This window comes from Enterobacter sp. 200527-13 (genome assembly GCF_027924865.1).
Classification (GTDB): Bacteria; Pseudomonadota; Gammaproteobacteria; order Enterobacterales; family Enterobacteriaceae; genus Enterobacter; species Enterobacter ludwigii.
The window spans coordinates 24,993-39,895 of the sequence record NZ_BSCM01000008.1; the positions used below are offsets into that span (position 1 = coordinate 24,993).

Sequence of the window (14,903 nt, forward strand, 5' to 3'; positions counted from 1 at the left end):
AAAGATGAATCTTGGCTCACTTGTTTCTGAAACGCGTAACCCACAAACCATGGATCTGGATGCGCTCAGCACCCTGGAGCTGGTTAACCGTTTTAATCAACAGGATACGCTGGTCGCGCAGGCAGTGAAAGAGACATTACCCGAGGTGGCGAAAGCTGTCGATGCGGCGGCGGAAGCACTGAAGGCCGGTGGTCGCATTATCTACATGGGCGCCGGAACCAGCGGGCGTCTTGGTGTGCTGGATGCCTCTGAATGCCCGCCAACGTTTGGTGTGCCGCACGGTCTGGTGGTCGGGTTGATTGCTGGCGGCCCTGGCGCGCTGCTGAAAGCCGTGGAAGGGGCGGAAGATAACAAACAGCTCGGCGAGGATGACCTGAAGGGGCTAAATCTGACCGCTCAGGATCTGGTTGTTGGGCTGGCGGCCTCCGGGCGTACGCCGTACGTTATCGGCGGTCTGGAGTATGCCAACAAGACGGGCTGTACCACGGTGGCGATTTCCTGTAATCCTGGCTCGCCGATTGCGCAGGTCGCTGCTATCGCTATCTCTCCGGTTGTCGGCCCGGAAGCGTTAACCGGTTCTACGCGTCTGAAATCCGGCACCGCGCAAAAGCTGGTGCTCAACATGATCTCCACTGGCGCGATGGTGAAGTTTGGCAAGGTTTATCAGAACCTGATGGTGGATATGCAAGCGACCAACGTCAAGCTGGTGGACAGAGCCTGCCGTATGGTCATGGAGGCGACGGGAGCAAGCCGCGAAGAGGCGGAAGCGGTACTGAAACAAACCGATCACGATGTTAAACCGGCCATTCTGATGATCCTGAGCGGACTGGACGCTGCGGCCGCCAGAGCAAGGCTCAATGCCCATAACGGGTTCTTACGGGCGGCATTAGAAAACTAACAGAGGCGTGTATGGACAAAACAGCAGCGCTCGCCAGCGATATCCTGCAGGGGATCGGTGGGGAAAAAAATATTCAGCGTCTGGAAAACTGCATGACGCGCGTGCGCGTCGAGGTGCATAACGACGAGCAGCTTGATGTGCCGCGTCTGAAGCAGCTTTCCGGCGTGAGTGGTTACGTTAAACAGGGGCAACAGCACCAGCTGATTGTCGGGCCGGGAAAGGCGGCGCAGGTTGTGGATGCCATGCGTGCGCTGATGGTCGGCGGCGAGAGCGTGGCGATCGATGACGTCGAACGTACGAAGGCGCAGGCAAAGGCCCGATACAAAGCCCCCATGAGCGATGCGCTGCGACAACTGGCCAACGTCTTTATTCCGCTGATCCCGGCGTTTATTGCCTCTGGCTTAATCACCGGGATCATCAATATTCTTAAGCGTCCGGATATCGTAGGGGACTTCGCGACCCACTACCCTAATTTATTAGGCATTCTCGGTATTTTCGGCAGCGCCGTGTTTGCCATCATGAACATTCTGGTGGGGGTCAACACCGCGAAGGTCTTTGGCGGCTCGCTGGCCATGGGCGGGGTGATGGCAGGTATTCTGTCCAGCCCACAACTGGCGCAGATAACCCTGTTTGGTGAGGTGCTCCAGCCTGGCCGCGGCGGGGTGATTGCCGTGCTGCTGGTGGTCATCCTGATGTGCTGGATCGAGAAGAAACTGCGCACCCTCCTGCCTGGATCAATTGAGCTGATCCTCAATCCACTGTTAACGACATTGATCACCGGTAGCGTGGCTATTGTGGCGTTGCAACCGCTGGGTGGCTGGATCTCTGAGGCCATCGCCCATGGCGCATCGCTGGCTATCGATCGCGGCGGTCTGTTAGTGGGTGCCGTGCTGTCAGGCACCTTCTTGCCGCTGGTACTGACCGGTCTGCATCAGGGGCTGGTGCCGATCCACGTCGAGCTGGTGCAGGCGCACGGTTACAACGCGCTGCTGCCCATCCTGTCGATGGCTGGCGTGGGGCAGGTCGGGGCGGCGATTGCCGTACTGATGAAAACCCGCAACGCGCGGCTGAAAAAAGTGATCAAAGGTGCGTTGCCGGTCGGATTACTCGGAATTGGCGAGCCGCTGATTTTCGGCGTCACGCTGCCGCTGGGGAAACCGTTCCTCGGTGCTTGCCTGGGAGGGGCGGTAGGCGGAGCGCTGATCAGCTACTGGAAAGTGGCAACGGTGATCACCTTCGGGATCTCCGGGCTGCCGCTGGCGCTAACCATCGTGACCGGAAAAGTTATGCTCTATCTGTTAGGCTATCTGGTAGCGGTGATCGCCGGGTTCCTGTTTACCTGGCTGTTAGGATTCAACGATCCAGAGGAGTAAGGTTTGGCAAATCACGAGCGTCGCGTTGTTTTTTTCGACCTGGACGGTACGCTGCATCAGCAGGATATGTTTGGTACGTTTATGCGCTACCTGCTGCGGCGTCAGCCTTTGAATGCGCTGCTCGTATTACCTCTCTTACCCGTAATTGGCATTGCGCTGCTGCTAAAAGGCCGGGCAGCGCGCTGGCCAATGAGCCTGTTGCTCTGGGGCTGTACCTTTGGACGCAGCGAAGCGCGGCTTAAACAGCTTCAGCAGGATTTTGTGCACTGGTTTCGCGGGCATGTGACCGCGTTTCCGGTTGTTCAGGTAAGGCTCACCAGCTATCTCGACGCGAACGATGCCGACATCTGGTTGATTACCGGATCCCCGCAAGCGCTGGTGGAACAGGTCTATTATGATACCCCGTGGCTGCCGCGGGTGAATCTTATCGCCACGCAAATTACCCGCGGGTACGGCGGATGGGTACTGACCATGCGCTGCCTGGGACATGAAAAGGTGGTGCAACTGGAGAAGCGAATCGGTACGCCACTGCGTCTTTACAGCGGCTACAGCGACAGCAAGCAGGACAACCCGCTGCTCTATTTTTGCCAGCATCGCTGGCGCGTCACGCCCGCAGGCGAACTTCAGCAACTCGAATAGTCTTATCTATAGCGGGTGTGTATAATGCCGCCCGCTTTTAGACTGGAGTATCAACCGTTGTGCAACCCTGAACGCGATCATGAATACTGGATGCGCCATGCGCTTACGCTTGCCCAGCGCGCCTGGGACGAGGGGGAAGTGCCCGTGGGTGCTGTGCTTGTCCACAATAACCAGGTGATAGGGGAAGGGTGGAACCGCCCGATTGGCCGTCACGATCCGACTGCGCACGCTGAAATCATGGCCCTTCGTCAGGGCGGAATGGTGCTGCAAAACTATCGTCTGCTTGATACCACACTGTATGTCACGCTTGAGCCGTGCGTTATGTGTTCCGGCGCGATGGTGCATAGCCGTATCGGCACGCTGGTCTTTGGCGCGCGGGATGAAAAAACCGGAGCGGCCGGTTCGCTGATGGACGTACTGGGACACCCGGGGATGAACCACCAGGTGCAGACTATCGGTGGGGTACTTGCACCAGAGTGTGCGGGGCTATTAAGTGATTTCTTTCGAATGCGCCGTCAGCAGAAAAAGCAACAAAAGGCAGAATTGAAGTTGTCGGGCGAGTAAGTTCGTCCGGTGCCACCACCGGATAACTCTGGGCCAGCTGATTTGCTTCTGCCGCCTCTTTTTCCTTCTCCAGCAGATAACCCACCAGGCTAATCTGATATTTACGGATATTTTCCACGTAGGCGTAGGCTTCATGCCCGCGCGCGTAACCGTAGGTCAGCTTGTTGTACCACGGCTTCTGGCTCAACAGCGGCAGGCGTTGTTTTACGTCTGACCAGCTGTCCGGATTACCTTTCGTTTTCGCCGTCAGCGCGCGCGCGTCAAGCATGTGCGCGTAACCCATGTTGTAGGCTGCCAGCGCAAACCAGATCCGTTCCTCTTCAGGCACCGTCTCCGGCACTTTGCCCATCATATCCTGCAGATACCGTGCGCCGCCGCTGATGCTCTGTTCTGCATCGGTACGGTCGGTCAGCCCAAGGCTCTGAGCGGTATTTTTAGTGAGCATCATTAAGCCGCGAACGCCAGTGGGCGAGGTGGCCTGAGTATCCCAGTGGGATTCCTGATAAGAGATCGCTGCCAGTAATCGCCAGTCGATCTCCTGGGCATACTTCTCAAATAACGGCTGCAGGTCTGGCAGCACGCTATCGACCGCGCGCAAGAAGCTTCGGGTGTCGACGTAATCAAAATCGTCACCGTGGCCGAGGTATTTCTCTTCCAGACGCGCCAGCGTACCGTCTTCATTGATGGTGTTGAAGAAATCGAGCATCGCCGCAGAGAGGGTCTGATCGTCATCAAGCTGGCTAAACCAGGTCACCGGCTGTTCGTCTGTCACGTCCAGCGCCACCGCGATTTCGGGGTGCACGCGCTGGAAAAGGCTGATCGCGACCGAATCAGCGATGGTATAGGGCAGTTTTTTATCTTTTACCTGGTCCAGCAGCTCAGTCGTGCCGAGCTTAGGATCAACGGTCCAGCTCAGGTCCGGGAATTTCTTCTCCTTGAGCTCACGCAGATCGTCAATCACGACATGACCCGGGGCGATAGTCAACTGTTGTGCATTAATCGCCGCCAGCGTTCGCGGGCGCAGGCTCCCGACCCGGTAGACCAGCTGTTGCGAAACGGAGTAGTAGGTCGGGCCTGGCTGATAGTTCTTGCTGCGCTCGCTGTTGTACACCAGCCCAGCCGCAAGGATATCGGCATCGTTGTTATCCAGGTCATCAAACAGCTGGCTGATATTCTGACGGACGGTAATTTTGAGCTTCACGCCAAGATAGTCGGCAAACTGCTGCGCCAGTTCATAATCCAGGCCAATCGTTTTGCCGTTAATGTCGCTGTAAATCAGCGGCGAGTTGAGGGTACTGACGCGCAATTCCCCCCGCTCCTGTATGGCGGCGATACGGTTTTCGGCTTTACCGAACCAGGGGATGGAAGGCCAGAGGGCCACTGCCAGCAGCAACGTTACAATGCCGATGAGCAGATAATTAATCTTTAATTTTTTCAATTAGTTAATTCTCTGCGACGCCGGGTGCCTCAGTATGCTGTAGCCATGTTAAGAATAAGGTTTGCCATTGAATGAGCGGCATTTTGCGTAAAGTTACGCCACTTGGCAACAAATTAGAGAGAGAGGTCACATCTATTGTTAAACGTAAACGTTGATTTTATTTCGACGCAAACGGTTTCGTCGACGCTCAGGATTCTCTATAATGACGCCCGTTTTCCCCCCTTGCGCACACTGTAAGCGCCCCGGCGCTTCGAAGACGAGAGACTTATGATGGAAATTCTGCGTGGTTCGCCTGCACTGTCTGCCTTCCGTATCAATAAACTGCTGGCACGTTTTCAGGCAGCCGACCTTCCGGTAAGCAATATTTACGCTGAGTATGTCCATTTTGCTGACCTGAATGCACCCCTGAATGCAGAGGAGCGAGTACAGCTGGAACGCCTGCTCAAATATGGTCCAAGCCTGAGCAGCCATACGCCAACCGGCAAACTGATCCTTGCGACGCCTCGTCCAGGCACCATCTCCCCCTGGTCTTCCAAAGCCACCGACATCGCCCACAACTGTGGTTTGAACCAGATTAACCGTCTGGAGCGCGGCGTGGCGTACTACGTTGAAGCCTCTACCCTGACCGATGCGCAGTGGCAAACCGTTGCCGCTGAGCTGCACGACCGCATGATGGAGAGTGTCTTTGCCTCTCTGGACGATGCGCAGAAACTCTTCTCCCACCATCAGCCTGCGCCGGTACAGAGCGTCGATTTGCTGGGGCAGGGCCGTCAGGCGCTGATTGACGCCAACCTGCGTCTCGGTCTGGCACTGGCAGAAGACGAAATTGACTACCTGCAGGATGCGTTTGTTAAGCTGAACCGCAACCCGAACGACATCGAACTTTACATGTTCGCTCAGGCAAACTCTGAGCACTGCCGTCACAAGATTTTCAACGCCGACTGGATTATCGACGGTGAAGAGCAGCCGAAGTCGCTGTTCAAAATGATCAAAAACACCATGGAAAAAACGCCTGACCACGTGCTGTCTGCCTACAAAGACAACGCCGCGGTGATGGAAGGTTCTGACGTGGGCCGCTTCTTCGCCGATCGCGAAGCAGGGCGCTATGATTTCCATCAGGAGCCGGCGCATATCCTGATGAAAGTCGAAACGCATAACCACCCGACGGCGATCTCGCCGTGGCCGGGTGCGGCGACCGGGTCTGGCGGGGAAATCCGCGACGAAGGCGCAACCGGACGGGGTGCTAAACCAAAAGCCGGTCTGGTCGGTTTCTCCGTCTCCAACCTGCGCATCCCGGGCTTTGAACAGCCGTGGGAAGAAGATTTCGGCAAGCCGGAACGTATTGTGACCGCGCTGGATATCATGACCGAAGGCCCACTGGGCGGGGCGGCGTTCAACAATGAATTTGGACGTCCTGCGCTGAACGGTTACTTCCGTACCTACGAAGAGAAAGTGGAGAGCCACAACGGCGAAGAGCTGCGCGGCTATCACAAACCGATCATGCTGGCTGGCGGGATCGGTAACATTCGCGCCGATCACGTGCAAAAAGGCGAGATCGTAGTCGGTGCGAAGCTGATCGTTCTGGGTGGCCCGGCAATGAACATCGGCCTGGGCGGCGGGGCTGCCTCCTCTATGACCTCCGGTCAGTCTGATGCGGATCTCGATTTTGCATCCGTACAGCGTGATAACCCGGAGATGGAACGCCGTTGCCAGGAGGTCATTGACCGCTGCTGGCAGCTGGGTGATGCCAACCCCATCCTCTTTATTCATGACGTAGGCGCGGGCGGTCTGTCCAACGCCATGCCGGAGCTGGTCAGTGACGGTGGTCGTGGCGGTCGCTTCAACCTGCGGGACATCCTGAGTGATGAGCCAGGCATGAGCCCGCTGGAAATCTGGTGTAACGAATCCCAGGAACGTTATGTTCTGGCCGTCGCTGCCGATCAGCTGCCGCTATTTGACGAGCTGTGCCGCCGCGAGCGTGCCCCGTATGCCGTCATCGGTGAAGCGACCGAAGCGCTGCACCTGTCCCTGAGCGACACCCATTTCGACAACCAGCCGATCGATCTGCCGCTGGACGTGCTGCTCGGTAAAACGCCGAAGATGACCCGCGACGTTGAGACCCGTAAAGCAGCTGGCAAAGCGCTGGATCGTCAGGGCATTACCGTGGCTGACGCGGTCAATCGCGTTCTGCACCTGCCGGCCGTGGCGGAGAAAACCTTCCTGGTCACCATCGGCGACCGTACCGTGACCGGTATGGTGTCGCGCGATCAGATGGTTGGCCCGTGGCAGATCCCGGTGGCTAACTGTGCCGTCACCACCGCGAGTCTCGACAGCTACTACGGTGAAGCGATGGCGCTGGGCGAACGTACCCCGGTCGCTCTGCTGGACTTCGCCGCGTCTGCTCGCCTGGCCGTTGGTGAAGCACTGACCAACATTGCCGCAACGCAGATTGGCGACATTAAACGTATCAAACTTTCCGCGAACTGGATGGCCGCAGCGGGCCACCCGGGCGAAGATGCGGGCCTGTATGAAGCCGTGAAGGCGGTGGGTGAAGAGCTCTGCCCGGCACTTGGCCTGACCATTCCGGTGGGTAAAGACTCCATGTCGATGAAGACCCGCTGGCAGGAGGGTAACGAGCAGCGCGAGATGACCTCTCCGCTGTCGCTGATCATCTCCGCGTTTGCCCGCGTAGAAGACGTGCGCCATACCGTGATGCCACAGCTGGTGACTGAAGATAACGCCCTGCTGCTGATTGACCTGGGTAAAGGCCATAACGCACTGGGAGCGACCGCACTGGCGCAGGTTTATCGTCAGCTGGGTGATAAGCCGGCAGATGTACGTGATGTGGCGCAGTTAAAAGGTTTCTACGACGCCATCCAGGCCCTGGTGGCACAGCGTAAACTGCTGGCCTACCACGACCGTTCCGACGGCGGCCTGCTGGTTACTCTGGCTGAGATGGCCTTCACCGGGCACTGCGGCGTTGAAGCGAACATCGCGACGCTGGGCGAGGATCGTCTGGCGGCGCTGTTTAACGAAGAGCTGGGCGCGGTGATTCAGGTGCGTGCCGCAGATCGTGACGCGGTTGAAAGCGTACTGGCTCAGCACGGCCTGGCAGATTGCGTGCATTATCTGGGTAAAGCTGTGCAGGGCGACCGCTTTGTCATTGAAGCGGATGGCCACGCGGTGTTCAGCGAGAGCCGTTCTACCCTGCGTATGTGGTGGGCTGAAACCACCTGGCAGATGCAGCGCCTGCGTGACAACCCGGAGTGTGCCGATCAGGAACACAATGCGAAGGCTAACGACAACGATCCTGGCCTGAACGTGAAGCTCTCCTTCGACATCAACGAAGATATCGCCGCGCCGTACATTGCGACCGGCGCGCGTCCGAAAGTGGCCGTACTGCGTGAGCAGGGCGTCAACTCCCACGTTGAGATGGCTGCTGCCTTCTACCGTGCGGGCTTTGATGCCATCGACGTTCACATGAGCGACCTGCTGGCCGGGCGTACCGGTCTGGAAGATTTCCAGGCGCTGGTCGCCTGCGGTGGTTTCTCTTACGGCGATGTGCTGGGGGCAGGTGAGGGTTGGGCGAAGTCCATCCTCTTCAACAGCCGTGTCCGCGACGAGTTTGAAACCTTCTTCCACCGTCCGCAAACGCTGGCGCTGGGCGTATGTAATGGTTGCCAGATGATGTCCAACCTGCGCGAGCTGATCCCCGGTAGCGAAGCCTGGCCGCGCTTTGTGCGTAACCAGTCTGACCGCTTTGAAGCGCGTTTCAGCCTCGTGGAAGTGACCCAAAGCCCGTCTCTGCTGCTGCAGGGCATGGTAGGGTCGCAGATGCCAATCGCCGTTTCCCATGGCGAAGGCCAGGTTGAAGTGCGCGATGCAGCTCATCTGGCTCAGCTTGAAAGCAAAGGCCTGGTGGCGCTGCGCTTTGTCGATAACTTCGGCAAGGTGACAGAATCCTACCCGGCTAACCCGAACGGTTCGGTGAACGGTATCACTGCGGTGACCAGCGAAAGCGGTCGTGCGACCATTATGATGCCGCACCCGGAACGAGTGTTCCGTACCGTGAGCAACTCCTGGCACCCGGAAAACTGGGGCGAGGACAGCCCGTGGATGCGTATCTTCCGTAATGCGCGTAAACAGCTAGGTTAAGCGTACCGCTACTCCCACAGCAGGCCCGGTGCGCGAAAACGCCACCGGGCTTTTTTGTGCCTGTCGCAAAACCGCGACAATCCGCTATTCGTGGTGTCTCCAAAAGGAGACATTTAACTCATTGAATTGTATAGGGTGTGGTGGGTTGTCGTTAAGGTGTTGCTTTTTAGCGACACTTAGCCTGGAAATCATTCAGCGGGCAATTAACGGCATAGTTGCATAAAATACATAAATATCAACAAGATAATTTATTGTTTTGCATTATGGCACGAGTGTTGCATAATATTAATCAGTGGCTCATTCACCTTCTTATGTCAGCCCCTTCGGGACGTGCTACATAAACTTCGAATGACGCACAAAAAGGTGCCTGCCGTCCAACTACTGATCATAGCGTTGCTTTATCAGGCCAGGGCGAAACGTCGAGTTAGGCACCGCCTCATTCCATGACAAAGCCGGGTTTTTACCCGGCTTTGTTGTATCTGAAGGGCAGACTCAGTTACGCTCTCCTCAAACCCCGATAAAGAGAGTAATGCGTTGAAACGCTGGCCCGTTTTTCCTCGTTCCCTGCGACAGCTTGTCATGATGGCCTTTCTGCTGATCCTGCTGCCTTTGCTGATCCTGGCATGGCAGGCGTGGCAGAGTCTCAACGCGTTGAGTGCGCAGGCGGCACTGACTAACCGCACGACGCTGATCGACGCCCGACGCAGTGAAGCGATGACTAACGCCGCGCTGGAGATGGAACGCAGCTATCGCCAGTACTGCGTGCTTGACGATCCTACTCTGGAAAAGGTCTATCAGAATCAACGTAAACGCTACAGTGAAATGCTGGACGCCCATGCAGGGGTGCTGCCGGACGATAAGCTTTATCAGGCGTTACGTCAGGATTTGAACGATCTGGCGCAACTGCAGTGTAAGAACAGCGGCCCGGATGCCGCAGCGGCTGCCCGTCTTGAAGCCTTTGCGAATGCCAATACCGAGATGGTGCAGTCTACCCGCACGGTTATCTTCTCGCGCGGGCAACAGCTGCAGCAGGAGATTGCGGAACGTGGCCAGTTCTTTGGCTGGCAGGCGCTGGTGCTGTTCCTCGTCAGCCTCGGTCTTGTTCTGCTCTTTACCCGCATGATCATCGGCCCGGTGAAGGGTATCCAGCGCATGATTAACCGCCTGGGCGAGGGGAAGTCTCTCGGGGATACGGTCGCCTTTAAAGGTCCTCGCGAGTTGCGCTCCGTTGGCCAGCGCATTATCTGGCTTTCTGAACGTCTGGCATGGCTGGAATCCCAGCGCCATCAGTTCTTGCGCCATATTTCCCATGAGCTTAAAACGCCGCTTGCCAGCATGCGCGAAGGAACGGAACTGCTGGCAGATGAAGTGGCGGGGCCGCTTACGCCCGAACAAAAAGAGATTGTCGACATCCTGGATGCCAGCAGCCGCAATCTGCAAAAGCTGATTGAGCAACTGCTGGACTACAACCGCAAGCTGGCGGATGGCGCGGTGGTGCTGGAAAACGTCGATATTGCGCCGCTGGTGGATATGGTGATCTCCGCCCATAGCTTGCCAGCAAGAGCTAAAATGATGCATACCGGGGTGGAGCTCAGTGAGCCAGCCTGCCTCGCGGAACCGATGCTGTTGATGAGCGTTCTGGATAATCTTTACTCCAATGCGGTGCACTATGGTACTGAATCCGGTAACATTTATATCCGAAGTTATACGAATGGTTCACGGGTGTTTATTGACGTCGCTAACACCGGCACTCCAATCCCTGATGACGAAAAAACCATGATCTTTGAACCCTTTTTCCAGGGAAGTCATCAGCGGAAAGGGGCGGTAAAAGGAAGTGGGCTGGGCCTGAGTATTGCCCGGGACTGCATACGACGCATGCAGGGTGAGCTGAAAATTGCCACGGACGAACGGTCAGATGTTTGCTTCCGTATTGAACTGCCCCTGAGCCGGAAAAATCAATGAAATGAATCTATGCCTGGTGAGTATGTCACACGTCTTTTCCCGCGCCGTGCGCGCGGTGTTTTCCAGCAATATGTTTCGCCTGAGCCTGCCCTGTTTATTTCTGGCGGGCTGTGTTTCCCATGTGCCGCAAAGTGCGATTAGCGATAAACAACAAGATAAATGGCCAGATAATCAGCTGGCAGATTTTCTGTCGACCCGCTGTGACGACATCTGGAACCTGTCGGGGCATGACGTTGAGAGCAATCCGCTGTTCTGGCTACGTGGAATAGATTGCGCCCAGCGTCTGGCGCCGGTTGAGGCGCGCTCGCAAGCGGCGATGCTCAGTGACGATACCTGGCAGGACGCGTTCAAGCGTGGGATTTTACTCGCGGATGCGAAAATCACCCCCGTCGAGCGTCGCACCAACGTCACGCGGCTGGACACGTTTGTCGGAAATCTTCCGGCGCAGGTGCGCCCGGTGTATCAGCTCTGGCGTGATGGTCAGGCGTTACAACTGCAGTTATCTGAAGAGCGTTTTCGCTACAGCAAATTACAGCAATCCACCGACAGCGAGCTTGATACGCTGCGCCAGCAGGAGCAGCACTTGCGTGCTCAACTGGATACCACAACGCGCAAGCTTGAAAACCTGACCGACATCGAAAGACAGCTCTCGACGCGTAAACCGGCCGGAAATTATCTGCCTGACGCGCCAAAAGGGTCAGCCGCGACGCCAGACGGTGATGCGCAGAAACAAGAGGATGTGAAGCCATGACAAGCCGAAAACCTGCCCATCTCTTACTGGTGGATGACGATCCGGGGCTGTTAAAGCTGCTGGGGATGCGTCTGGTCAGTGAAGGCTACAGCGTGGTGACGGCGGAAAGCGGGCAGGAGGGGCTGAAAGTCCTGAGCCACGAGAAGGTTGATCTGGTGATTAGCGACCTGCGAATGGATGAAATGGATGGCCTGCAGCTGTTCGCGGAGATCCAGAAGCAGCAGCCTGGCATGCCGGTGATCATCCTGACGGCGCATGGATCGATTCCGGATGCCGTTGCCGCGACGCAGCAGGGGGTATTCAGCTTCCTGACCAAGCCGGTAGATAAAGATGCCCTCTATAAGGCTATCGACAGCGCGCTTGAGCACGCGGCTCCGTCGAATGATGAAGCGTGGCGGGAGTCTATCGTCACCCGCAGCCCGATTATGCTGCGTCTGCTCGAACAGGCCCGGATGGTGGCACAGTCAGACGTTAGCGTGCTGATTAACGGCCAGAGCGGTACCGGGAAAGAGATCCTTGCCCAGGCTATCCATAACGCCAGCCCGCGCAGCAAAAACGCCTTTATCGCGATTAACTGTGGTGCGCTTCCTGAACAACTGCTTGAGTCTGAACTGTTTGGTCATGCCCGCGGGGCGTTCACCGGGGCGGTGAGCAGCCGGGAAGGGCTTTTCCAGGCGGCAGAAGGCGGCACACTTTTCCTGGACGAGATTGGCGATATGCCGGCACCGCTGCAGGTCAAATTGCTGCGTGTTTTGCAGGAGCGAAAAGTGCGCCCCCTCGGCAGTAACCGCGATATCGATATTAACGTGCGTATCATTTCGGCCACGCACCGCGATTTACCAAAAGTCATGGCGCGCAACGAGTTTCGTGAAGATCTCTACTACCGTCTGAACGTGGTGAACCTGAAAATTCCGGCACTGGCCGAGCGGGCGGAAGATATTCCGCTGCTGGCAAACCATCTTTTGCGCCAGGCGGCCGATCGGCATAAGCCTTTTGTCCGGGCGTTTTCCACCGATGCGATGAAACGGCTGATGGCCGCAAGCTGGCCGGGCAACGTGCGCCAGCTGGTGAACGTTATTGAACAGTGCGTGGCGCTGACCTCGTCACCCGTCATTAGCGACGCACTGGTGGAGCAGGCGCTGGAAGGGGAAAACACCGCGCTGCCGACGTTTGCAGAAGCGCGTAATCAGTTCGAACTGAACTATCTGCGCAAGCTCCTGCAGATAACCAAAGGCAACGTAACCCATGCGGCGCGTATGGCCGGGCGCAACCGTACCGAGTTCTACAAGCTGCTCTCCCGCCATGAGCTGGAAGCAAACGATTTTAAAGAGTAGTACCGCAAAATCTGAATGAGTATGATACTGTGAGCAACCGATTACGAAGCAGCTTACAGGCAAGAGTTTAAGGACCCACCATGAAAAAGATTGATGCGATTATTAAACCTTTCAAACTGGATGATGTGCGTGAAGCGCTGGCGGAAGTGGGCATCACCGGGATGACAGTGACGGAAGTGAAAGGTTTTGGTCGCCAGAAGGGCCACACCGAACTTTACCGTGGCGCAGAGTACATGGTGGACTTTCTGCCAAAAGTGAAAATTGAAATCGTGGTGAGCGACGATATCGTGGATACCTGTGTGGATACCATTATCCGTACGGCGCAGACCGGCAAAATTGGCGACGGTAAAATCTTCGTCTTTGATGTGGCACGCGTGATCCGTATCCGTACCGGTGAAGAAGACGACGCCGCGATTTAATCGTCAGTACCTGATTCCTGATTCAGCCGGGTGGCGCTATGCTTACCCGGCCTGCAAAACCTCACCGGCCGGGAAAGTGTAGCGCCATCGGGCGATTACAGTACTTTATGCGGCCCGAAACATTCGTAATGAATGTTGTCTTTATTCACACCCAACTCCACCAGCTGCTTCGCGGCATACTGCATAAACGCTACCGGTCCGCAGACGTAAAACTGCATCTCCGGCGCGCTGAATGCCCCTTCGTGCTGACTCAAATTCATCAGACCTTCGCTGTCAAAGCGTGCGGCTGCACGGTCGGCATCCGTCGGCAGACGATACCAGGTATGGGCGGTAAAGCGTGGCAGACCGGAAGCCAGCGCATTCACTTCATCGGCAAACGCGTGCACTTCACCGTTCTCGGCGGCGTGGAACCAGTTTACCTGCGCGCTGTGGTTTGATTTAGCGAGGGTATCGAGCATCGCCAGCATTGGCGTCTGACCCACCCCGGCTGAGATCAGGGTAACCGGCGTATTCGCCTCAACCGCCATAAAGAAGTCGCCCGCAGGCGCGGCCAGATGAACCACATCACCCACGTTAGCCTCGTTATGCAGCCAGTTTGATACCTGGCCGCCATCTTCGCGTTTTACGGCAATGCGATAACGTTTACCGTCTGGTTTGCGGGTCAGGGAGTACTGGCGAATCTCCTGGTGCGGAAAACCTTCAGGCTTCAGCCACACGCCCAGATACTGCCCCGGCTGATAATCAGCGACCGGCTTGCCATCCACCGGCTCGAACTCAAAACTGGTGATGAGCTGGCTGCGCGGCGTTTTCTCGACGATGCGGAAAGCGCGGGTACCTTCCCAGCCGCCAGCCTTACTGGCGTTTTCGCTGTAGATCTGTGCTTCACGGTTAATGAACACGTTTGCCAGCACGCCGTAGGCTTTTCCCCACGCGTCCAGCACCTCCTGACCCGGGCTAAACATCTCATCCAGTGTGGCCAGCAGATGGCCGCCGACGATGTTGTACTGCTCCGGTTTGATCTGGAAGCTGGTGTGCTTCTGCGCAATTTTTTCCACGGCAGGCAGCAACGCCGCCAGATTTTCGATATTACTGGCGTAGGCTGCGATGGCGTTGAACAGGGCTTCGCGCTGATCGCCGTTACGCTGGTTGCTCATGTTGAAAATCTCTTTCAACTCCGGGTTATGCGTAAACATACGATCATAGAAATGGGCGGTGAGTTTCGGGCCGGTTTCGACCAGCAGGGGAATAGTGGCTTTAACTGTGGCGATGGTTTGAGCGTCGAGCATAGCAGCGTCCTTCAGTGGTGTTTTTAATGATGTATTTTAAATGCATCTTATAAAAAATACCCCTGCGTTGTAAATGGTTCTTTG

Annotated in this window: 11 protein-coding genes; 9 read left to right on the forward strand and 2 right to left on the reverse strand. The window is 56.6% G+C overall.

Features of this window, described 5'->3' with window-relative positions; translation table 11 throughout:
• The first annotated feature begins 4 nt into the window (after positions 1-4).
• Genes murQ through tadA form a run of 4 tightly spaced genes read left to right on the forward strand, consistent with a single transcriptional unit; the run spans position 5 to position 3,474 of the window.
• On the forward strand, positions 5-898 hold the full coding sequence (gene murQ / locus QMG44_RS19955; protein ID WP_014171205.1) for an N-acetylmuramic acid 6-phosphate etherase: 894 nt from the start codon (positions 5-7) through the stop codon (positions 896-898).
• 11 nt (positions 899-909) lie between these two features.
• Complete coding sequence (locus tag QMG44_RS19960; protein WP_086532209.1) at positions 910-2,271, forward strand: PTS transporter subunit EIIC; 1,362 nt, start codon at positions 910-912, stop codon at positions 2,269-2,271.
• Between the two features lie 3 nt (positions 2,272-2,274).
• Positions 2,275-2,910, forward strand: a complete 636-nt coding sequence (gene yfhb / locus QMG44_RS19965) for a phosphatidylglycerophosphatase C (RefSeq protein ID WP_086532210.1) — start codon at positions 2,275-2,277, stop codon at positions 2,908-2,910.
• A 24-nt stretch (positions 2,911-2,934) separates the two neighbouring features.
• Positions 2,935-3,474, forward strand: a complete 540-nt coding sequence (gene tadA / locus QMG44_RS19970) for a tRNA adenosine(34) deaminase TadA (protein ID WP_020883010.1) — start codon at positions 2,935-2,937, stop codon at positions 3,472-3,474.
• Here tadA and mltF read toward each other — a convergent pair.
• Positions 3,362-4,912 (reverse strand): membrane-bound lytic murein transglycosylase MltF, encoded by a 1,551-nt coding sequence (gene mltF / locus QMG44_RS19975; protein ID WP_014171200.1) that lies wholly within the window; start codon positions 4,910-4,912, stop codon positions 3,362-3,364. The genes tadA and mltF overlap by 113 nt on opposite strands.
• Before the next feature lie 267 nt (positions 4,913-5,179).
• Here mltF and purL point away from each other — a divergent pair, with 267 nt between their 5' ends.
• The 5 genes from purL to glnB all read left to right on the forward strand — a co-directional run bounded on the left by purL (position 5,180) and on the right by glnB (position 13,533).
• Positions 5,180-9,067, forward strand: coding sequence for a phosphoribosylformylglycinamidine synthase (purL, locus tag QMG44_RS19980; RefSeq protein ID WP_281853260.1), 3,888 nt, complete (start codon positions 5,180-5,182; stop codon positions 9,065-9,067).
• A gap of 534 nt (positions 9,068-9,601) precedes the next feature.
• Entirely contained in the window at positions 9,602-11,029 is a 1,428-nt protein-coding gene (gene qseE / locus QMG44_RS19985) for a two component system sensor histidine kinase QseE/GlrK (protein ID WP_049023206.1), read from the forward strand.
• Between the two features lies 1 nt (position 11,030).
• Positions 11,031-11,780 (forward strand): two-component system QseEF-associated lipoprotein QseG, encoded by a 750-nt coding sequence (gene qseG / locus QMG44_RS19990; RefSeq protein ID WP_014171197.1) that lies wholly within the window; start codon positions 11,031-11,033, stop codon positions 11,778-11,780.
• The gene (glrR, locus tag QMG44_RS19995; RefSeq protein WP_281853261.1) at positions 11,777-13,114 is read left to right on the forward strand and encodes a two-component system response regulator GlrR; all 1,338 of its coding nucleotides are present in this window, start codon (positions 11,777-11,779) and stop codon (positions 13,112-13,114) included. Before qseG ends, glrR begins: the two co-directional genes overlap by 4 nt.
• A gap of 80 nt (positions 13,115-13,194) precedes the next feature.
• A complete protein-coding gene (glnB, locus tag QMG44_RS20000; RefSeq protein WP_003860685.1) occupies positions 13,195-13,533 on the forward strand; it encodes a nitrogen regulatory protein P-II in 339 nt (112 codons plus the stop codon).
• Positions 13,534-13,628: 95 nt separating this feature from the next.
• Here glnB and hmpA read toward each other — a convergent pair whose 3' ends face one another.
• Entirely contained in the window at positions 13,629-14,819 is a 1,191-nt protein-coding gene (gene hmpA, locus QMG44_RS20005; protein ID WP_025203455.1) for an NO-inducible flavohemoprotein, read from the reverse strand.
• Positions 14,820-14,903 lie beyond the last annotated feature (84 nt).